Source organism: Citrobacter sp. KTE151 (genome assembly GCF_000398845.1).
Taxonomy (GTDB): Bacteria; Pseudomonadota; Gammaproteobacteria; order Enterobacterales; family Enterobacteriaceae; genus Citrobacter; species Citrobacter braakii.
Genome location: NZ_KB976063.1, coordinates 976,777 through 997,037, shown reverse-complemented (window position 1 = coordinate 997,037; position 20,261 = coordinate 976,777). Strand labels below are relative to the sequence as shown.

The following is a 20,261-nucleotide window of genomic DNA, read 5'->3' as shown; positions in this document are numbered from 1 at the left end:
GCCGCCATCCGGCATGATGACTATTGCGCAGGGTCCGGAATACCCAGTTTGGTATTCAGGCGACCGCGTGACTTATTAAAGATTTTGTTGCCATTTTCACGTCCTGCTCGAAGACGACGTTGCTCTTCTTCCGGCAACTTACTCTCTTCGCTACACAACTCGCTACAGCAGCCGTTATACTTCTGCGCGCAGGCCGGACACTGGATAAACAACAGATGACAGCCATCATTTTTGCAATTAGTATGGCTGTCGCACGCCGTTCCGCACTGATGACAATGCGCAATAACATCTTCAGAAATCCTTTCGCCCATACGCTCATCAAAAACGAAGTTTTTACCGACAAAACGTACAGGAAGCCCCTGTTCACGCGCCTTGCGGGCATATTCAATAATACCGCCCTCAATGTGCCAGACTTTGCTAAATCCGTTGTGTTTCATCCAGGCGCTGGCTTTCTCACAACGGATCCCGCCCGTGCAATACATAACGATTTTTTTATCTTTATGCGCCTGCATCATTTCAACGGCTTTCGGTAACTGGTCGCGGAACGTGTCTGCCGGGATTTCTAGCGCATTCTCGAAATGGCCCACTTCATATTCATAGTGGTTGCGCATATCAATGAATACCGCGTCAGGATCGTCCAGCATGGCGTTTACTTCCGCCGCCTTCAGGTAATCACCTACGTTGCTGGCGTCAAATTGCGGATCATCAATGCCATCCGCCACGATGCGTTCACGCACTTTCATGCGCAGCACCCAGAACGATTTACCATCATCATCCAGCGCGATATTCAGACGTAACCCGGCGAATGCGGGATCAAACGCATAAAGCTGCTGGCGGAATGCCTCGACGTTGCTTTGCGGTACGCTGATTTGCGCATTGATTCCTTCATGGGCAAGATAAACGCGCCCGAAGACGTTCAATGCAGTGAACATCTGGTACAGCGCATCACGCGTGTGCTGAGGATTGGCGATGGTGAAATATTTATAGAATGAGATCGTCGTGCGCGGCTCGGTCTCAGCCAACATTTTGGCTTTGAGCGCATCGTTCGAAATGCGGTTGTGTAACACTGGCATGGTGTACGTATCCTGCAAATAGGGAGAAAATGAAAATCGGCGGCATAATAAAGCAAACACCGCCAATTTACATCCACACATTTTACGCTACATTTCTTACTCCAATATAAAAGTGCAACAACAATTGCTGGTTTAATCACCGTTCTCCCGTCACAAATTTTTGATATGCGCGAAAAAATGCGACAATACAGGCAATTGGTCGTTTGAAGACAGGATAGACATGACGAATTTACCCAAGTTTTCGGCTGCGTTACTGCATCCACGTTATTGGTTAACCTGGCTAGGCATTGGCATCCTTTGGTTAATCGTGCAGTTACCCTACCCGGTTCTTTACAAGTTGGGCTGCGCATTAGGTCGTCTGGCATTACGTTTGATGAAACGTCGGGCAAAAATTGTTTCCCGTAATCTGGAACTGTGCTTCCCGCAAATGAGCGAGCAGGAACGCCAGCAGATGATCATCAAGAACTTCGAGTCCGTGGGCATGGGCGTGATGGAAACCGGAATGGCCTGGTTTTGGTCTGACAAGCGCATTTCACGCTGGACGGAAGTTATCGGGATGGAACATATCCGCGACGTTCAGGCGCAAAAGCGGGGAATTTTGTTAGTGGGTCTGCACTTTCTGACCCTTGAACTGGGGGCGCGTCAGTTTGGTTTGCAGGAGCCGGGGATAGGCGTATATCGCCCTAACGACAACCCACTGCTCGACTGGCTACAAACCTGGGGCCGTATGCGCTCTAATAAATCCATGCTCGATCGTAAAGACCTGAAAGGAATGATTAAAGCGTTGAAAAAAGGCGAAGTGGTCTGGTACGCGCCGGATCATGATTACGGTCCCCGCGCCAGCGTATTTGTCCCGCTTTTTGCTGTTGAACAGGCCGCAACAACCTCCGGGACCTGGATGCTTTCACGCATGTCGAATGCTTGCCTGGTACCGTTTGTTCCTCGCCGCAAGCCTGACGGTAAAGGTTATCAATTGATTATGCTGCCTCCGGAGTGTTCACCGCCATTAGACAATGCGGAAACTACGGCTGCGTGGATGAATAAGATTGTTGAGCAATGCATCATGATGGCCCCAGAGCAGTACATGTGGCTACACCGTCGTTTCAAGACGCGTCCTGAAGGTTCGCCTTCCCTGTACTAAAGCACGGTTGCAGTCCTGTGGACTGCAACACCTTCCCTGCCCGCTTTAGGTTTAACTGCTATCCGCATTGCAGCAACTATCAACCAGGCGCATAATTAGCCTGCTTTCTTATATTCAATCGATAGCGCAAACAGCGCGCCACACTGCGGAACGCTATGTCACCCTCAGATGCTCCCATAAACTGGAAACGTAACCTCACCGTTGCCTGGTTGGGTTGTTTTTTAACCGGTGCAGCATTTAGCCTGGTTATGCCCTTTTTGCCCCTCTATGTCGAGAGTCTCGGCGTCACGGGTCATAGCGCCCTGAATATGTGGTCAGGTCTGGTCTTCAGCATCACTTTTCTCTTTTCCGCCATCGCCTCTCCTTTCTGGGGTGGCCTTGCCGATCGCAAAGGGCGAAAAATCATGCTGCTGCGTTCCGCATTGGGTATGGCTATTGTGATGCTGCTGATGGGGCTGGCGCAAAATATCTGGCAGTTCCTGATCCTGCGCGCCCTGTTGGGTCTGCTCGGCGGTTTCATTCCCAACGCCAATGCGCTGATCGCCACCCAGGTTCCGCGCAATAAAAGCGGCTGGGCGCTGGGAACGCTTTCCACCGGCGGCGTCAGCGGCGCACTGCTCGGACCGTTGGCAGGCGGGCTGCTCGCGGATCAGTACGGACTACGCCCGGTATTTTTCATCACCGCCAGCGTACTGCTGGTCTGTTTTATCCTGACGCTATTTTTTATTCGCGAACGTTTCCAACCGGTGAGCAAGAAAGAGATGCTGCACATTCGCGAAGTCGTGGCCTCGTTAAAAAATCCCAAACTGGTGCTGAGCCTGTTTGTCACAACGCTGATAATCCAGGTGGCAACCGGGTCCATCGCGCCAATTCTGACGCTGTACGTTCGAGAGTTGGCTGGCAACGTCAGTAACATCGCCTTTATCAGCGGGATGATTGCTTCCGTACCAGGCGTGGCTGCGTTAATTAGCGCCCCGCGGCTCGGCAAATTAGGTGACCGAATTGGCCCGGAGAAGATCCTGATTGTTGCTCTGGTCATCTCCGTGCTGCTGCTTATTCCAATGTCGTTTGTACAATCGCCCTGGCAACTTGCCGTTCTGCGCTTTTTATTGGGGGCCGCTGACGGGGCTCTGCTCCCGGCTGTACAAACACTGCTGGTCTATAACTCAACCAATCAGATCGCCGGGCGTATTTTCAGTTATAACCAGTCATTTCGCGATATTGGTAACGTAACGGGGCCATTAATGGGGGCGGCAATATCCGCCAACTACGGTTTTCGCGCCGTCTTCTGCGTGACCGCCGGCGTCGTACTGTTTAACTCTTTCTACTCGTGGAATAGTCTGCGCCGTCGCCGGAGCACTGAGGCTACGGGATGATTTTTGTGCATTCATACTTGCAATATCGGAGAATCAACTATTATTTCCCTGAATACTTCATTAAATCAAAGGGAGACTCTGATGACCATGTATGCCACGCTGGAAGAAGCCATTGATGCCGCTCGTGAAGAATTTCTGGCTGATAACCCTGACCTTGAGCCCGACGAAGCCAGCGTTCAACAGCTAAGCGTACAAAAATACGTGCTACAGGATGGTGACATTATGTGGCAGGCGGAATTCTTTGCTGACGAGGATGAGGGAGAGGGTGAATGCCTGCCAATGCTGAGTGGTGAAGCGGCCCAAAGCGTTTTTGATGGCGACTATGATGAAATTGAGATCCGTCAGGAGTGGCAGGAAGAAAACACGCTTCACGAATGGGATGAAGGTGAATTCCAACTGGAACCTCCCCTGGATACCGAAGAGGGTCAGACCGCGGCCGATGAATGGGATGAGCGATAGCTACTCGTAAGGTCCGTGGTGAATGTCGAGCGGGAGCAGCAAGGTATCAAACACCAGCGAAAATGGCAGGTCGAGGATGGTGACGTAGCGCCACGCGGAGTCCCGGACATCCCATTGCACGCCAGGATAGTATTGGTTTCCGTGCCCTTGCCCTGGGATAGTTCGGCTAATAATACTGCCGCATCCGCTCAGCAAGCACACCATGATTGCCACTGCCAATATTCGCACCTGATACCTCACGGCTCTTTTATTTAGTATAAAAAAATACCGGCACCAGGCCGGTATTTTCACGTTACGTAACGCTTATTTTTTCCTGAGCGCCAGCGGATTCAGGGTCAGTCCCTGATAGTAACTCACCCACGAAGAATACTTATCAGGCGAATTCCAGACGCGATAGTGCAAACGCGCCATCGTCACCGGATCGCTCAACAGCACCAGACGTCGGTCACGGTTTAGTTTCTCCGGCGTTTCGTTCAGCGCCTGCTCCACATGGCGGTCACGGGCAATCTCAAGCACGTTACTCGCGCGGTGGCGTGCAGTCGCCATTGCCGTTGCCAGTGCGTTAAATGACGGGTTAAACACCGCATGCATAAAACCGTCGTCCAGTGTACGATTGCGGTTCATCACCAGATAGGTATCCGTATCCACCAGCACCTGCGGCGGAGAATACTCTTCCGGGATCAGGAACAGCTTCCAGCGCTTGGTACGTAACCCAACCGTGGAACGGCTGGAAATCACGGAAACAAACGGCGACAGGATCAGCGAGAAGACAATCGGCGCCAGCCAGAACAGGAAACGCAGATCCAGCCAGGCCATACCTACCGCCCACACCAGCCCCAGCAGTAACTGAGAACCGTGACGCATAAATGCTTCACCCCACGGGGTGGAATCGTCATCACGCTGCGGCGAATTCCACACCACTTCCCAACCGAGGAAGGCGCTCACGACGAAGACGGTATGGAACAGCATACGCACCGGCGCCAGCAGCACGGAGAACAGAACCTCCAGCAGCAGCGACAGCGTGACGCGGATAAACCCGCCGTATTCTTTCGTCCCTTTACACCAGATGAGCAAAATACTCAGCAGCTTCGGCAGGAACAGCAGCACCATCGTAGAAGCAAACAGCGCGATCGCCAGTTCAGGTCGCCACTGCGGCCATACCGGGAACAGCTGGCGCGGTTGCAGGAAGTACTGTGGTTCCGTCAGCGCATGCACCACCTGCAATGCGGTCGATAACGCGAGGAACATAAACCACAGCGGCGCGGACAGATAGGACATAACGCCGGTCAGGAACACTGCACGGTGAACCGGGTGCATCCCTTTCACCAGGAACAGACGGAAGTTCATCAGGTTGCCATGACACCAGCGACGGTCACGCTTGAGTTCATCCAGCAGGTTCGGCGGTAGCTCTTCATAAGAGCCCGGCAGATCGTAAGCAATCCATACGCCCCAGCCGGCACGACGCATCAACGCCGCTTCGACGAAGTCATGGGAGAGGATCGAACCCGCAAACGAGCCTTCGCCCGGTAACGGCGCAAGCGCACAGTGTTCGATAAACGGCTTCACGCGAATAATCGCGTTATGGCCCCAGTAGTGCGATTCCCCCAATTGCCAGAAGTGAAGTCCAGCGGTAAACAGCGGACCATAAACACGGGTCGCAAACTGCTGACAGCGTGCATACAGCGTATCCATACCGGAAGCCTTAGGTGAAGACTGGATAATCCCGGCATTTGGATTCGCTTCCATCAGGCGCACCAGCCCGCTCAGACAGTCACCGCTCATCACGGAATCAGCGTCCAGCACCACCATGTAGCTGTACTGATTTCCCCAGCGACGGCAGAAGTCATCAATGTTACCGCTTTTACGCTTCACGCGACGACGACGACGACGGTAGAAAATCTGCCCTTCGCCTTGCACTTCGGCAATCAGCTCCATCCACGCTTTTTGTTCTGCTACGCAGATATCGGGGTTGTAGCTGTCGCTCAGGATGTAAACATCAAAATGCTCGGCGTTGCCCGTCGCTTTGACCGACTCCCACGTGGCGCGAAGTCCCGCGAATACGCGGTCAACGTCCTCGTTACAGATCGGCATAATCAACGCGGTCCGGTGCTCGGGATTTAACGGCTCGTCCCCAACCGTTGAGGCGGAGATACTGTACTTATCTCGCCCAATCAACAGTTGCAGGAAGCCCATCAACGCGGTCCAGAATCCTGCTGAAACCCAACAGAAAAGCACGGCAAACAAAATGAGAATGCCGGTCTGGAGCATGTAGGGCAGCAGTTGCATAAAGGAGACCCATAAATCCTGCCCCATCATGTCAACAGGATTAATGAATGCCCAACCCTGATACGGAAGGATCGTCTTCATATACCAGGTTGCGACGACCGTTTGCGCCAGCGTTAAGATCAACAACGTATAGCGGCGGATGGTGCCAACCGTACGCCATTTTTGCTCGCTCTCCTGTTCTTCTTTCGTCAAACGCGAAAGATAACGCGGAGTCACATCGCGCCCGCGCAGGCGATCCCAAAAGCGGCCAACCGGGTTGGTACGCCAGGGATCGGGGAACATAGAGGTACGCGTTGCTTTTGGCATCGCCTGCAGCTGATCGCGCCCCTCATCGTCCTTAACCAACTGCTCTTTGGCCAGAGAATCCGGCCACGCCTGCTCCAGGCGAGCTTTCACCGAACCCTGCGGTGAATCATCTTCGCGCGAGTACGTACGATGCTCGGCATCCAGCGCCTGATGAACGGCGCGGATGTCAGTTTTCGGCAGTGCCGCTTTTTCGATATCCGAAAGCGGCATTGCGTCAATATACTCAGTTGTCTTATTCATTGGCAGGTAACTGGTAGCTCCAGGTTTCACTCAGCGTCTGATCGGCATTGACCAAGGCAGCACGCATTTCAGTGGTTTTCTTCACATCTTTCACTTTCACGCGCAATACCAAACGCCAACCTTTAGTTACCGGGTTGTAGCGCACAGTACTTTCAACGATCTCGCCGTTGTCGCCAATACTGGTTTGTGCGGTAACCGGGGTATCCTGCGGCAGCTTTTTCATATCCGTGCCGGTAAAGTCCACCACAAACGCGATGGTGCCATCAGGCTGACGAATGAGGTTAGACTGTTTTACATCACCGGTAGAACGACGAGTCTGCTGGACCCAGGCGCTATCAGGGGCATGAAGCTTGTCTTCGTCACGCGTGAACGTCAGGGTGTACTTGAAGTTCATCTCTTTGCCGGCTTCAGGCAGTTGATCCGGCGTCCAGTACGCAACGATGTTATCGTTCGTTTCATCGTTAGTTGGGATTTCAACTAACTCAATCTTACCTTTACCCCAATCACCTTTTGGCGTGATCCAGGCGCTTGGGCGCAGATCGTAACGATCGTCGATATCTTCAAAACGCGAGAACTGACGGCCACGCTGCAGCAGGCCGAAACCTTGCGGGTTTTCCATCGCAAAGCTGCTCACCGCCAGATGTTTCGGGTTATTCAGCGGACGCCAAATCCACTCGCCGTTGCCAGCGTGGATCGACAAACCGTTAGAGTCATGCAGTTCCGGACGATAGTTGGTCGCCGGAGAAGGCTGGTTTGGTCCGTACAGGAACATACTGGTTAACGGTGCCACGCCCAGCTTGCCCACTTTGTCGCGCAGATAAACTTTGGACTGAACATCGACCACCGTGTCACGACCCGGAATGATGACAAAGCGATACGCTCCGGTTGCGCGCGGAGAATCCAGCAAGGCATAAATGGTCAAACGTTTGTCAGTCGGTTTCGGACGCTCGATCCAAAACTCACGGAAGCGGGGAAATTCTTCGCCAGAAGGCAGAGCGGTATCAATCGCGAGACCGCGCGCAGACAGACCGTAGACCTGCCCTGCCCCCAGAACACGGAAATAGCTGGCACCGAGCATGCTGACGATTTCGTCGTTTTTATCTTTGCTGTTGATCGGATACAGCACTTTGAACCCGGCGAAACCGAGATCTTTTACCGTGTCTTTATCATGCTGAACATCGCCAAAATTAAAATAATCCGGGCTGTATTTGATTCTTTTCACCGCTGTAGCGGTAACTTCGTTGATTTTGACCGGCGTGTCGAAGTACATACCCTGGTGGTAGAACTCGAGCTTAAATGGGGTCTTGAGATTGCTCCAGTAGGCTTTATCGCGGTTAAACTGGATCTGCTGATAATCCGCATATTTCATGTCGCGGAAAACGGAGGGCAAGTTACTTTTTGGCGCCTCATAGCCTTTACCGGCTAAGGATTGAGCTTGTTTTGCAACATCATCGATGCTGAACGCCCAGCTCGATGATGTGTACAGCGTTAACATAACTGCTGCACCCAACCAACGCATTTTCATCATTTGTAGTTTATGTTTCATAATTAGTAAGCACTTCCCCCTTTGTGTGCTTATATTGATCCGATCCATTTTAATGGATAATCGGGTATTCCGACAACTGAATCCCTGTATTGTTCGCGCGCTGGCTCATGGTTTAATCAGGTTCAACTACCTGTTTTCACTTTGCGTGCTTATCCTGGAGACAGGTTGTTGGACTTCGTGTAGGGTTGCCCTCGAATGTAACCATTATTCGTCTTAGGGATAAGACGAAAAGTCTGAGAATACATAACTGTCTATGAGCTCTGTATCACCACCACGCGAATATTTTCTTGACTCCATCCGTGCCTGGCTAATGTTGTTAGGGATCCCATTCCATATTTCATTGATTTACTCGACCCACACCTGGCACGTGAACAGTGCTGAACCGTCGTGGTGGTTGACCCTGTTTAACGACTTTATCCATGCTTTTCGCATGCAAGTCTTCTTTGTCATTTCGGGTTATTTTTCCTACATGCTATTTTTGCGCTATCCACTAAAGCGCTGGTGGAAGGTGCGTGTAGAACGCGTGGGGATCCCGATGCTGACCGCGATTCCATTACTTACGCTGCCGCAATTTATCATGCTGCAATACGTAAAGGGAAAAGCAGACAGTTGGCATACTCTCAGCGGCTACGATAAATACAATGCGCTGGCCTGGGAGCTGATTTCCCATCTGTGGTTTTTACTGGTTCTGGTCGTATTAACGACCGTGAGCATGTGGGTGTTCACCCAGATGAAAAACAGACTGACGCGTAGCGACGCCGCCAGCGCCCCGGCAGTGTCGATGACTAAATTATCGCTGATCTTCATCTTGTTAGGTGTCGGTTACGCTGCCGTCAGAAGGACAATTTTCATCCTCTACCCTTCGATTCTCAGCGATGGCATGTTCAATTTTATCGTTATGCAAACGCTGTTCTATGCGCCGTTCTTTATCCTCGGCGCACTGGCGTTTATCAACCCGAATCTGAAAGCGCTGTTTACCACGCCGTCACGCGGTTGCACGCTCGGTGCTGCATTCGCATTTGTGGCATACCTGCTCAATCAGCGTTACGGCAACGGCGATGCCTGGATGTATGAAACCGAATATGTCATTACCATGGTCATGGGACTGTGGATGGTGAACGTCGTCTTTTCGTTGGGTCACCGTTTGCTTAATTTCCAGTCTGCCCGCGTGACCTATTTTGTCAACGCGTCGCTGTTTATCTATCTGGTGCATCACCCGTTAACGCTGTTTTTTGGCGCTTACATCACACCGCATATCACGTCGAATCTGCTGGGTTTTCTCTGCGGTCTGCTGTTTGTGGTTGGGATTGCGGTAATACTGTACGAAATCCATTTACGCATTCCGGTGCTGAAGTTTCTCTTTTCGGGTAAACCGCCCGTTAAGCAGGATAAAAACAAGGCCGTAGCCGGCTAGTTTTTCCCTCAATCATTGTGTGGTTCAAAGCAGCCATTCAATGGGTAACACGGACGCCAGCTTTACCAGAACCCGCTTCCAGAATCCTGTGGCGGGTTCTTTTTTCAGGACCTGTTCACTGCCAGAAAGTCGGTCGACCCAATTAATTCTCCCCCAACGGTCAAGGCGTAGCTGCCAGGCCATATCACGCTGGCTTTGCATAAACCGTTTATGAATCAATTCGGCCAGCACTTCACTCTCAATCACAAATCCCATTTCCGTATTGAGCAGCGTCGAACGAGGATCAAAATTAAGCGAGCCGATAAACACTTTGCGATCATCAATACTGAACGTTTTCGCATGCAGGCTGGACCCTGAATTACCTGTTAATCCACGATCGTGAACGACCGAGACGCGATCGCGGGTCGGTTTAAGTTCGTATAATTCTACACCGTAGCGCAGCAGTTTTTTTCGCCAGCGCGCATAGCCCGCATGGACGATCGCCACATCATTCGCCGCCAGTGAATTGGTTAAAATGGCAATCTTGACGCCTTTTCTTACCAGTCTCAGGAGCTGCGCCACACCGGCACGCGTCGGCACAAAGTAGGCAGAAATAATATCAATACGTTCGGTCGGCGAGCCCATTACGTCAAACAAACGCTGCGGTAATAGCGAGTGGCGCGGCGCTTTCCCTTCTCCTTTTGCAGGATCATCGCTCAGCAAACGCGTTTTGGCCCAAATCAGCGGCAGCGATCTTTGATCGAGACTGGACATAAACTGGCTGGTTTCCAGCTTATGCAGATAGCGGCGGGTAATATCATCGTTATACCAGGATTCGGGTAGCTCAATACGCTGCACAGAATCTGGCTCGGACATCTCAAGCACATTTTGTAACGTTGAAACCGAGCGGCAGTGCCAGTAACGCTCAAAATCATCTGCCACATCTTTGACAACCGGCCCGATAGCCATGACGTCCAGGTCGGAAAATAGCGGTTGCTCACCCGCGCCAAAATAGGCATCGCCAATATTACGCCCACCAACGAGAGTCACCACGCCGTCAGCGGTATAACTTTTATTGTGCATGCGCCGATTAAGCCGGGCAAAATCGGTTAAATAGCCCAGCGCGCGCAGGATGCGAAAGGAAAACGGATTGAAGAGGCGAACTTCTATATTGGGGTGCTTATCCAGCAGACGCAGCGTGTCGTCCAAACCCGGCGTGTTGTTATCATCCAGCAGCAAACGCACCCGTACGCCTCGCTTCGCTGCGGCCAGCAGTACGGAAAATAACAATAGCCCGGACATGTCGTTTTCCCAGATGTAATACTGCACATCCAGGGTACGTTCCGCCATTTCCGTTAACCGATAGCGAGCAGCAAACGCATCCAGGCTGTCATCCAACGCAAGAATGCCGCATTCTCCCGGGTGGTCTTCGCAAAGGGGCGTGATGGCACGCTCAAGTCGCGTCATATCAGTCCGTGTGATCATCACCTTGTTGTGTTAGCAATCTCTTATAAAGTTGAGCGTTTTCGTCATCAAAGCACACGAAGTATATCTGATCAGGAAGTGCGCGGCGGGTAATAAATTTCAGCACCGTTTTCACCGCTATTTCTGCCGCTGCGGCGCGCGGATAGCCATAAGCCCCGGTACTGATCGCCGGAAAAGCAATGGAGTGATAACCATTGGCCAGGGCCAGTTGCAGGGTGTTTAAGTAAGCGTCTTCGAGGCGCTCGGCCTCATGATGACCTCCCCCTTGCCAGACGGGTCCTACGGTATGAATGACCGCTTTTGCCGCAAGCGCCCCCGCCAGAGTGATCACCGCATGCCCTGTCGGGCATTTTCCTTGTTGCTGGATAACCTGTTTGCAGGCCTCCAGCAATGCTGGTCCGGCAGCGCGATGGATTGCGCCATCGACGCCACCGCCTCCCAGTAGCGATGAATTCGCCGCATTGACAATCACATCAACAGCGACAGTCGTAATATCGCCATGTAACACATGAACACGTGATTGCATAAGTTCCCCCTGACAAAACACCATTCGTTAAGTGTACAGCAGGGTTTTCCCTTAAATCTCTCTTTTTAACCGTAAGTGTGCATATCTACGCCACAGCGTAGTCATTTATATTCAATATTAAGAATCGCCATGTTTTTCTGTTCATTGAGGTAGTGCATTTTGACTGTGGCAATTTCCTGCACATTCTGAGGGGCTGTCGCGAGCTGTTGCGGGTTGTAAAGACTATTCTGGTTGGTGCCGTTGCGGATACATGACAATTCAATTTGCTGCTGCTGTCTGTTAACGTCGCAAGGTGATTCAACTATTGCTCCGCGAAAATGAATAACCCCGCCGGTTGTGATCTGCTGCGCAATTGCAGGGAGGGTTAAAAGAGAAAAAGCACATAAACTGGTACTTAAAATACGCTTTAATAATGTACACATAAGGGTTCCTCAATGATTAGCCATCTTTGAGGGATCGAAATGATCCTTCACCGCTACGATTAACGATCAAATACAAACGCTCACACGCTTCTATATTCATAGAACAGCAGCGCATTCCCAGCCACACCCTTAATGCAAATACAGCAAAAAATTATGGGTGACTGTTTGAGTCAGGCCATTGTTGCGACAGATGCAGAGACTGCCCATCTGAAACGGTAACGATAATTTTGACCGAATCCTCAGATGAAATATTAAAGCTCAGTTTGGTTAATTCAATCGGTCGATTAGCAGGGACCGAAAGGCTTATTTTCTGCTGCGACTGGCTTTGTCCCCCCTGCCCTTTACGTATGGCAAGGACTTGTACCTCACATACGCACGGTTGGGTTAACGTCACCTGAGGAATAATGGTGTACATATCACCTTGCTGAGTTGTATTGAATGTTATTTGATTTGCCAGCGCGGCAATGAGTAATAGCGTATGCATCATATTCTCCCGAAAAAAAAACAGGGCTCACGCCCTGTTTATTATCAGTCAGAAAACTGAATTAGTGTTGGTTAGCTGTAGCGTTGTTGCCAAAGCCAACTTGCTGAATCAGCACATTGGAGTCAGACGCGGTCTGATTAACCAACGCACCGTTACGGCCACCGAACTGGGTTACACTAATATCAGCATTTTTAGCATTCCACTGATCGATAGTGGCATTGTTCTGGAAGCCAGTCTGTTTCAGGCTAATGGTACTGTCATCAGCGCCTTGACCAACTACAGCCCCGTTACCACGCCCATGTTGTGTGATAGTGACATCTGATTTACGCGCATCACTTTGCAGAGCATTCGCAGCGTTGTTTGACCCATATTGGTAGATACTCAGTGAAGAGTCCGGGCCATAGTTACTACCGCCACCATGATGATTGCCGCCCCATTGCGGAACAACACCAGCCAGAGCACTGCCAGAAACTACGATTGCTGCGAATGCTGCCACTTTTAAAAGTTTCATGGTAAACCCCCATCGGATTGATTTAATCGTCGTTAATGGATTAGCGTTGAGTAACGCGAATTGCCATTTGCGACTGTCTCTGCACCACAACTGCTGTTTTTTGTGTACCGTACTGAGTAATATTGGCTTTATTACCAGAACCTTTCTGGATAATTACCGCCGTATTACCGTATGAACCTTGTTTAATACTCGCGTCATTGGAACTACCCGTTTGATCAATATATGCAAAGTTATATGATCCCGTCTGGTCTGTTTTCGCTCGGTTACCAGAACCTTCTTGCGAAATAACCGACAATAACTTCGAGCCCCCCTGTCGAGTATTTGCACTGTTCGCAGTGCCAACCTGACCAATAATGGCTGCCTGATTAAATGAAGACTTACTTAATTCATTTACCGCAAAGTTATATTCTGAGTTAGCTAAATCATAACTTGTAGCGGATGCAATCCCAGGCACACCCAGCATTGTAAACATCATAAATAACAACTTGTTTTTCATGTTGTCACCCTGGACCTGGTCGTACATAAGGTTAAATTATTTACCACTCAAATTATTGTTAACGTGACTTACATTTGTTAACGCCACGTTACGATGAAGAGTATGTCCGTTGAAACATTTTAAATAACTCACCCACCAGTTGTATTTTTATATCCAGATTCACCCCAAAGTACTAATTAACCGCAATTAACACCGTTATAGCTCTGGATTTTATTTCTTTTGTAACCCGATGACTGAATTTCTATGCAGTAACAAAAAAACGCGTTTCCCGCGTTTTCTGGGCCTTGTAGACGGTAGTGGGACTGTCCTCGGTACAAGTCGTGACAAGTGTCATTTTTTTCTATCTAAAATTGTTCAACTTAAAGTGAGACCATAAAATCAAAATTCATTAGAAATCTAAAACCATCTAATTATAATTTTATCTCTTAAAATTCAATAAGATATTATAATTTGTATGATTTTTTAAATCTATGCAGTAACGCTAAAATGTACAACTTTACTATCAAATCTAAACTCCACAAAAACGCAAAAATCACATTTTAATATATAAATTTACATTATGTAACATGTTTAACACTTGCTTTAAGATTTGTAATAGCTAGATTGAAATCAGTTGAAGTCCATTTGTTTTAATATTTTCACCCCGTTGGGTCGAAGTTTTATTTCTACACAGCAGTGCAACATCTGTCAGTACTTCTGGTGCCTCTATTTTAGTAGAGGCAACTGTCAGGTGTGCGACTAAAAAAGTGGAGTTTCATCATGTTTAATGAAGTCCATAGTATTCATGGTCATACATTATTGTTGATCACTAAACCATCCCTGCAGGCAACTGCGTTATTACAGCATTTAAAGCAATCGCTGGCGTTAACCGGAAAACTACATAATATTCAACGTTCTCTGGATGATATATCCTCCAGCTGCATTGTTTTACTGGATATGATGGAGGCAGATAAAAAACTGATCCATTACTGGCAAGATAATTTGAGCAGAAAAAACAACAATATAAAAACTTTATTGTTGAATACCCCAGATGATTATCCTTACCGGGATATTGAAAACTGGCCGCATATCAATGGCGTATTTTACGCAACTGAAGATGAGCAGCGTGTAGTCAGCGGTTTGCAGGGTGTGTTGCGGGGCGAATGTTACTTTTCGCAAAAGCTCGCCAGCTACCTGATCACGCATTCCGGGAACTACCGCTATAACAGCACGGAGTCGGCATTACTTACGCACCGTGAAAAAGAGATCCTTAATAAACTGCGTATCGGCGCCTCAAATATTGAAATCGCGCGTTCACTATTTATTAGTGAAAATACGGTGAAAACACATCTTTATAATCTTTTCAAAAAGATAGCTGTCAAAAATCGTACGCAGGCGGTCTCGTGGGCCAATGATAACCTCAGGCGATAAAGCCATGAAACGCTATTTGACCTGGATTGTGGCAGCAAATTTGTTCCTTGCTGCCGGGAATCTACACGCGGCTGTAGAGGTGGAGGTTCCCGGACTGTTAACTGACCACACTGTCTCTTCCATTGGCCATGATTTTTACCGGGCCTTTAGTGACAAGTGGGAAAGTAAGTACACAGGAAACTTAACCATTAATGAAAGACCCAGTGCACGTTGGGGAAGTTGGATCACCATAACGGTCAATCAGGACGTTATCTTCCAGACTTTTTTATTCCCGACGAAAAGAGACTTCGACAAAATTGTGGTCTTTGCATTGGCAGAAACAGAGGAAGCATTAAATCGTCGGCAAATAGATCAAACACTATTAAGCACGAGCGATTTAGCGCGCGATGAATTCTAAAACATGATTTTGTCCGGAGGCTTTCATGCGTGTCAAACATGCAGTGGTTTTGCTCATGCTGATTTCACCATTAAGTTGGGCCGGAAATATGACGTTCCAGTTCCGCAACCCTAACTTTGGTGGCAACCCAAATAACGGATCTTTTTTACTGAACAGCGCCCAGGCGCAAAACTCGTATAAAGATCCGAGTGCCGGCGACTACGGGATTGAAACCCCAACAGCGCTGGATAACTTTACCCAGGCGATCCAGTCACAAATACTCGGTGGCTTACTTACCAATATCAATACCGGTAAGCCGGGAAGGATGGTAACCAGCGATTTTATCGTTGATATCGCCAACCGGGATGGACAACTGCAACTGAATGTCACGGACAGGAAAACGGGGAGAACGTCGACTATTGAAGTGTCGGGTTTACAAAATCAGTCGACCGATTTCTAAATTATAGCCACGAAAGGAAAAAATCATGCAGCGCTTACTTATCATGGTGGCAGTAATTTTACTCAGCGGATGTTTAACAGCCCCGCCGCAAGAAGCCGCTAAGCCGACATTAATGCCCCGAGCCCAAAGCTATAAAGACTTGACGCACCTGCCCATGCCTACAGGTAAGATATTTGTCTCGGTATACAATATTCAGGATGAGACTGGCCAGTTTAAACCTTATCCGGCAAGTAACTTCTCAACCGCCGTCCCGCAAAGCGCCACGGCGATGCTTGTCACCGCATTGAAGGATTCTCGTTGGTTCGTTCCGCTGGAACGTCAGGGATTGCAGAACTTGCTTAACGAACGAAAAATCATTCGTGCAGCTCAGGAAAACGGCACAGTTGCCATTAATAACCGGATCCCTCTGCAGTCTCTGACCGCGGCAAACATCATGGTAGAAGGGTCAATTATTGGTTATGAAAGCAACGTTAAATCGGGTGGCGTTGGTGCGCGCTATTTCGGTATTGGCGCCGATACGCAGTACCAGCTCGACCAGATAGCGGTCAACCTGCGTGTGGTTAACGTTAGTACTGGTGAAATCCTCTCATCGGTGAATACCAGCAAAACTATCTTGTCTTATGAAGTGCAGGCTGGGGTATTCCGCTTCATTGACTACCAGCGACTGCTGGAAGGTGAAATTGGCTACACCTCTAACGAACCGGTTATGCTTTGTCTGATGTCAGCAATTGAAACCGGTGTTATCTTCCTGATTAATGACGGGATTGATCGCGGATTGTGGGATTTGCAGGATAAGAAACAAGTTGATAATGACATCCTGGTTAAATACCGCCATTTGTCGGTACCTCCGGAATCCTGAGTGGTCGATACAGCATAAAAAGCGTGAGGAAAACCCTCACGCTTTTTTATTTACTGGTCAGCGTCGACGATAGCCGATTCTCACGACGAGATGCCAGCCACAATCCGCTGTTTTTCATCGCATAGCCGAATACCAGCCCCAGCGCCAGAGAAGGCACGACCAACTGCCAGTCACCTTGCCCTGCAAACGTTGCGCATGCGCCAATAAAGGTACCCGGCACAAATGAAAGCAACCATTGCTTTGCCTGAATACACATGAGAAACGCGACAATTCCCGTCATGACATAACCAATAATGTCCATATGCGGGGCAAGCGCGCTACCTTTAATAATCACCAACGCCCACACCACACCGCTTAGCAGCGTACACGCCGAGATCCATAGCCCTTTCAGCCCACCCTGCGGACAGGCAAAATAGGCCGTGCAGCCCAGAAAGCCTGCCCAACTGAGTAAACCAAGAGATACGGCCACCCATCCCCAAATCCCAGAGAGAATGCCCGTTGTGATTGCAATTGAGAGAAGTATGTTCATGCCGCGTATCTTAGCAGAAAAACGGCATGGGAATGAGATCGTGCACACAATTCATGCAATGATGTAATTTGAGTTGCAGTTTAAAGTGATCTAAATCACATTTACTCTTCGGTATCTTCCTGCAATTCGTCCCACATCGCGCCAATGGCATCACGCGTTAACGGTGCCATGGTACGCCAGAACTGTGTGTTTGCATGCGCTTCAACTTTGCCAAGGAACGTGCCACACCAGGGCAACAGGTATTCCACAAACAAGGTTTCGAGTGCTTCACTTTCATCTTCCGCAGACTGGTCTTCAAGCCATGAAGCCGCCAGCAACAGCGTGCCAATATGATCTGCAGGCGTATCTGCCAGCGGCATTCCGCGGGCAGAAAGAAATGCACGAACATCGGATTCTTTCGCCCCTTCTACCCAGGCGCTACGATAAGGCGGCACCGCACACTCGTCGCCGACAAACAGCGCGTTGTAATCCGCAGCCAACTGAGGCATATCGCAGCTTTTCTGCAGACGAGTGAGCAGTTCGTCCTGTTCCAGCGGCCAGTTGGCGGACAGTTTACCTTCGCTAATCAGGGTAAACAGAGGAACCAGTAAAGGGTCCTGCGGTTGGCGGTAAAACAGCGAGCCCAGTACACGACACAGGATAGAAAACTCGTTCATTGATATATTCCAGTTAGTAACAATTACAGTTCAGCAAATTCCGCGATCGGCTCCATGCCTCGCGATTCCAGAAACCCCAGCAGGCGTTTAGGGGTGACGTTTAAAATTCTGTCTTCCGGGAAATTTACATCATCCAGAATTTTACGGCATTCACCAAATTCACCCAGTGTGAAAGCGGTATGTGAATCCGACCCTAACGCCACCCAGCCTCCGGCATCACGTACCGCCGCAGCGACCGCGCGACAATTGTCCTCACTCCCCTTACGCGAATGCAAAAACGAGGAGTTATTGATTTCCAGCGCGACCTGGTATTTTGCCGCCGCCTGCGCAATCGCTGTGATATCAACGGGATATTTGGGATTCCCCGGATGGCTGATGATGTGCACGTGACCACTGGCCATCGTGGCTATCATTGCCTGGGTATTGGTGTCTTTATCGTGAGGTGCAAAAACTGGCTCATGGAAGCCCGCGATGATGAGATCCAGGGAAGTAAACATCGGACCTGAACAGTCGATTTCGCCTTCAATATTCTTAATATTCGCCTCGATACCGCGCAGGATCCCTACGCCATCGACGATACGAGGCCAAATGCGCATATTAATAAAGTGCCAGTGATGAGGCGCATCCGCCATGTCCGGTCCATGATCGGTTATGGCAAACAGCTTGATGCCTTTGCGATGGGCTTCGGCGATGTAATCACTTAAGGTGCTGTAGGCGTGGGTACTGGCGACGGTATGCATATGCAGGTCAACGGGATACATAACTCTCTCCTGTAGTCATTTTCCGTCAAGGATAGCAGGTATCGTCGCCATTTATTAGCTGAAACCCGGCACTTGCCGGGTTACCATCAATATCCCCGAACGCGATCGACCTGACCCGTTACGGATTTCCCACTTTCCAGGTCCAAAATCGTACGGGAGATGTAGTCCACCGCCTCTGCCGGGCGTGTTACCGCGGCGATATGCGGCGTCATTGCCACACGCGGATGTTTCCATAGCGGGCTGGTTTCCGGCAGCGGTTCACGGCTATAGACATCCAGCATGGCACCTTTCACTTTGCCGCTGTCCAGCGATGCCAAAAGATCGTCTTCATTGAGATGAACGCCGCGCGCCAGGTTGAGCACGTAAGCGCCATCCTGCAATTGGCTGAGTAAATCAGCGTTAATAATGCCTACGGTTTCTGCCGTATTAGGCAGGAGGTTGATCAGCACGCGAGTTTGACTCAAAAACGCGCCCAGTTCCTCGGTACCGGCGAAGCTTTCCACACCAGACCAGGATTTACGCGTACGACTCCAGCAGCGTAGCGGGAACCCCCATGCTTGCAGACTTTCTGCAACTTTTGCGCCTAAAACACCAGCGCCCATGATCCCGACGCTAAACTCATCGCGGGTATATTCTGGCAACGGTTGCCATTTCGCCTGGTTTTTTAATGCCTGGTAGTCATCAAAGCGACGGAACCAGTGCAATACCTGACTAACCGCATATTCCTGCATTTGCAGGCCCATCCCCGTATCTTCCAGACGGAAAAGCGGGATCGACGCATCCAACATTTCCGGATGAGCGTTTAGTTTACTGAGAATAGAATCGACGCCCGCACCCAGCGCAAATACGGCTTTTAATTTTCGTCCGGCGAGCATTTCAACCGGAGGATGCCAGACCAGCGCGTAGTCAGCATGCGCATTATCACCTGCCTTCCACTCACGGACCCGCGCGCCAGGTATGGCCTTTGTCAGCGCATTAAGCCACCAGGTTGTATCGAATGTTGGGTGATAGAAAATTATATCCATAGTGTCTCCTGAACATTGTTATGCGGAACGTACTCGCACTTATAATCATCATTTTTCGAGGGAACATCAGAGTAGCAAATTTTAGGGTGCTGGCAAAAAAAACAATTCCCGCTTATTTAAGCTGCATATTGATTGAAGTTTGTGTAAATGCACGTTTTTTTCAAAAAGTTGATTGACGCCGGAGCGGTATTTCCCTAAATTAGCGCCCGTTCCGGTAGCACAGGAACAACAATATGGTGAGGTGTCCGAGTGGCTGAAGGAGCACGCCTGGAAAGTGTGTATACGGCAACGTATCGGGGGTTCGAATCCCCCCCTCACCGCCATATTTGAGAAAGAGCTCGTACGTAAGTACGGGCTTTTTTTTCGCATGTTGCACGCCTGCGGGGGGATGAGAAGCCCCGACCGGGGGGCGACACAAAATTGCCGGGAGCAATTTTGAAC

The 20,261-nt window shown here is 49.8% G+C and carries 22 protein-coding genes and 1 tRNA gene; 9 read left to right on the top strand and 14 right to left on the bottom strand.

The genetic code is table 11. The annotated features are described in order from the left end of the window. Positions 1-20: 20 nt before the first annotated feature. Entirely contained in the window at positions 21-1,073 is a 1,053-nt protein-coding gene (locus tag WC7_RS16640; RefSeq protein ID WP_016152613.1) for an oxygen-dependent tRNA uridine(34) hydroxylase TrhO, read from the bottom strand. 220 nt (positions 1,074-1,293) lie between these two features. Between WC7_RS16640 and WC7_RS16645 the strand changes: the two genes are divergently transcribed. From WC7_RS16645 to WC7_RS16655, 3 genes are all read left to right on the top strand, one after another. After that, the gene (locus WC7_RS16645; protein ID WP_016152612.1) at positions 1,294-2,214 is read left to right on the top strand and encodes a Kdo(2)-lipid IV(A) acyltransferase; all 921 of its coding nucleotides are present in this window, start codon (positions 1,294-1,296) and stop codon (positions 2,212-2,214) included. A gap of 155 nt (positions 2,215-2,369) precedes the next feature. Further along, the gene (mdtG, locus tag WC7_RS16650) at positions 2,370-3,590 is read left to right on the top strand and encodes a multidrug efflux MFS transporter MdtG (RefSeq protein WP_016152611.1); all 1,221 of its coding nucleotides are present in this window, start codon (positions 2,370-2,372) and stop codon (positions 3,588-3,590) included. A gap of 81 nt (positions 3,591-3,671) precedes the next feature. Continuing rightward, entirely contained in the window at positions 3,672-4,049 is a 378-nt protein-coding gene (locus WC7_RS16655) for a MysB family protein (RefSeq protein WP_016152610.1), read from the top strand. Here WC7_RS16655 and WC7_RS16660 read toward each other — a convergent pair whose 3' ends face one another. The 3 genes from WC7_RS16660 to mdoG form a co-directional block, all read right to left on the bottom strand. Beyond that, positions 4,050-4,277: a YceK/YidQ family lipoprotein gene (locus WC7_RS16660; RefSeq protein WP_016152609.1), complete on the bottom strand. Its 228-nt coding sequence runs from the start codon at positions 4,275-4,277 to the stop codon at positions 4,050-4,052. A gap of 75 nt (positions 4,278-4,352) precedes the next feature. Beyond that, positions 4,353-6,881 (bottom strand): glucans biosynthesis glucosyltransferase MdoH, encoded by a 2,529-nt coding sequence (mdoH, locus tag WC7_RS16665; RefSeq protein WP_032947002.1) that lies wholly within the window; start codon positions 6,879-6,881, stop codon positions 4,353-4,355. Then, positions 6,874-8,409: a glucans biosynthesis protein MdoG gene (mdoG, locus tag WC7_RS16670; protein WP_085951042.1), complete on the bottom strand. Its 1,536-nt coding sequence runs from the start codon at positions 8,407-8,409 to the stop codon at positions 6,874-6,876. Before mdoG ends, mdoH begins: the two co-directional genes overlap by 8 nt. A gap of 271 nt (positions 8,410-8,680) precedes the next feature. Here mdoG and mdoC point away from each other — a divergent pair, with 271 nt between their 5' ends. Beyond that, the gene (gene mdoC / locus WC7_RS16675) at positions 8,681-9,841 is read left to right on the top strand and encodes a glucans biosynthesis protein MdoC (protein WP_016152606.1); all 1,161 of its coding nucleotides are present in this window, start codon (positions 8,681-8,683) and stop codon (positions 9,839-9,841) included. A 24-nt stretch (positions 9,842-9,865) separates the two neighbouring features. On the opposite strand, the gene WC7_RS16680 is transcribed toward mdoC, so the two are convergent. The 6 genes from WC7_RS16680 to csgB all read right to left on the bottom strand — a co-directional run bounded on the left by WC7_RS16680 (position 9,866) and on the right by csgB (position 13,744). Continuing rightward, on the bottom strand, positions 9,866-11,305 hold the full coding sequence (locus WC7_RS16680) for a phospholipase D family protein (RefSeq protein WP_152903216.1): 1,440 nt from the start codon (positions 11,303-11,305) through the stop codon (positions 9,866-9,868). Beyond that, the gene (gene ymdB / locus WC7_RS16685) at positions 11,289-11,831 is read right to left on the bottom strand and encodes an O-acetyl-ADP-ribose deacetylase (protein WP_016152604.1); all 543 of its coding nucleotides are present in this window, start codon (positions 11,829-11,831) and stop codon (positions 11,289-11,291) included. The genes WC7_RS16680 and ymdB overlap by 17 nt, the downstream gene beginning before the upstream one ends. A 101-nt stretch (positions 11,832-11,932) precedes the next feature. Beyond that, a complete protein-coding gene (locus tag WC7_RS16690) occupies positions 11,933-12,253 on the bottom strand; it encodes a type 1 fimbrial protein (protein ID WP_016152603.1) in 321 nt (106 codons plus the stop codon). A gap of 151 nt (positions 12,254-12,404) precedes the next feature. Then, positions 12,405-12,737 (bottom strand): curli assembly chaperone CsgC, encoded by a 333-nt coding sequence (csgC, locus tag WC7_RS16695; protein WP_016152602.1) that lies wholly within the window; start codon positions 12,735-12,737, stop codon positions 12,405-12,407. Between the two features lie 61 nt (positions 12,738-12,798). Further along, positions 12,799-13,248, bottom strand: coding sequence for a curli major subunit CsgA (gene csgA / locus WC7_RS16700; RefSeq protein WP_006685125.1), 450 nt, complete (start codon positions 13,246-13,248; stop codon positions 12,799-12,801). Between the two features lie 40 nt (positions 13,249-13,288). Then, positions 13,289-13,744 carry a curli minor subunit CsgB gene (gene csgB, locus WC7_RS16705; RefSeq protein ID WP_019076446.1) on the bottom strand — a complete coding sequence of 152 codons (456 nt, stop codon included), beginning with the start codon at positions 13,742-13,744 and terminating at the stop codon, positions 13,289-13,291. Positions 13,745-14,503: 759 nt separating this feature from the next. Here csgB and csgD point away from each other — a divergent pair. Genes csgD through csgG form a run of 4 tightly spaced genes read left to right on the top strand, consistent with a single transcriptional unit; the run spans position 14,504 to position 16,849 of the window. Next, positions 14,504-15,154 (top strand): biofilm master transcriptional regulator CsgD, encoded by a 651-nt coding sequence (csgD, locus tag WC7_RS16710; RefSeq protein ID WP_003036091.1) that lies wholly within the window; start codon positions 14,504-14,506, stop codon positions 15,152-15,154. Between the two features lie 4 nt (positions 15,155-15,158). Further along, positions 15,159-15,551 carry a curli production assembly/transport protein CsgE gene (gene csgE / locus WC7_RS16715; protein ID WP_016152600.1) on the top strand — a complete coding sequence of 131 codons (393 nt, stop codon included), beginning with the start codon at positions 15,159-15,161 and terminating at the stop codon, positions 15,549-15,551. A 25-nt stretch (positions 15,552-15,576) separates the two neighbouring features. Next, entirely contained in the window at positions 15,577-15,990 is a 414-nt protein-coding gene (gene csgF / locus WC7_RS16720) for a curli production assembly/transport protein CsgF (RefSeq protein WP_016152599.1), read from the top strand. A 25-nt stretch (positions 15,991-16,015) separates the two neighbouring features. Then, positions 16,016-16,849: a curli production assembly/transport protein CsgG gene (gene csgG / locus WC7_RS16725; RefSeq protein WP_016152598.1), complete on the top strand. Its 834-nt coding sequence runs from the start codon at positions 16,016-16,018 to the stop codon at positions 16,847-16,849. Between the two features lie 46 nt (positions 16,850-16,895). Here the strand turns inward: csgG and WC7_RS16730 are convergent, their stop codons facing one another. From WC7_RS16730 to ghrA, 4 genes are all read right to left on the bottom strand, one after another. Beyond that, positions 16,896-17,378 carry a DUF1097 domain-containing protein gene (locus WC7_RS16730; protein ID WP_016152597.1) on the bottom strand — a complete coding sequence of 161 codons (483 nt, stop codon included), beginning with the start codon at positions 17,376-17,378 and terminating at the stop codon, positions 16,896-16,898. 101 nt (positions 17,379-17,479) lie between these two features. Beyond that, entirely contained in the window at positions 17,480-18,034 is a 555-nt protein-coding gene (locus WC7_RS16735; protein ID WP_016152596.1) for a TorD/DmsD family molecular chaperone, read from the bottom strand. A gap of 23 nt (positions 18,035-18,057) precedes the next feature. Beyond that, positions 18,058-18,795, bottom strand: coding sequence for a phosphatase (locus tag WC7_RS16740; RefSeq protein WP_016152595.1), 738 nt, complete (start codon positions 18,793-18,795; stop codon positions 18,058-18,060). Between the two features lie 86 nt (positions 18,796-18,881). Continuing rightward, complete coding sequence (gene ghrA, locus WC7_RS16745) at positions 18,882-19,820, bottom strand: glyoxylate/hydroxypyruvate reductase GhrA (protein WP_016152594.1); 939 nt, start codon at positions 19,818-19,820, stop codon at positions 18,882-18,884. A 235-nt stretch (positions 19,821-20,055) separates the two neighbouring features. On the opposite strand from ghrA, the gene WC7_RS16750 reads away from it, so the two are divergent. Beyond that, a tRNA-Ser gene (locus WC7_RS16750) sits at positions 20,056-20,143 on the top strand. Positions 20,144-20,261 lie beyond the last annotated feature (118 nt).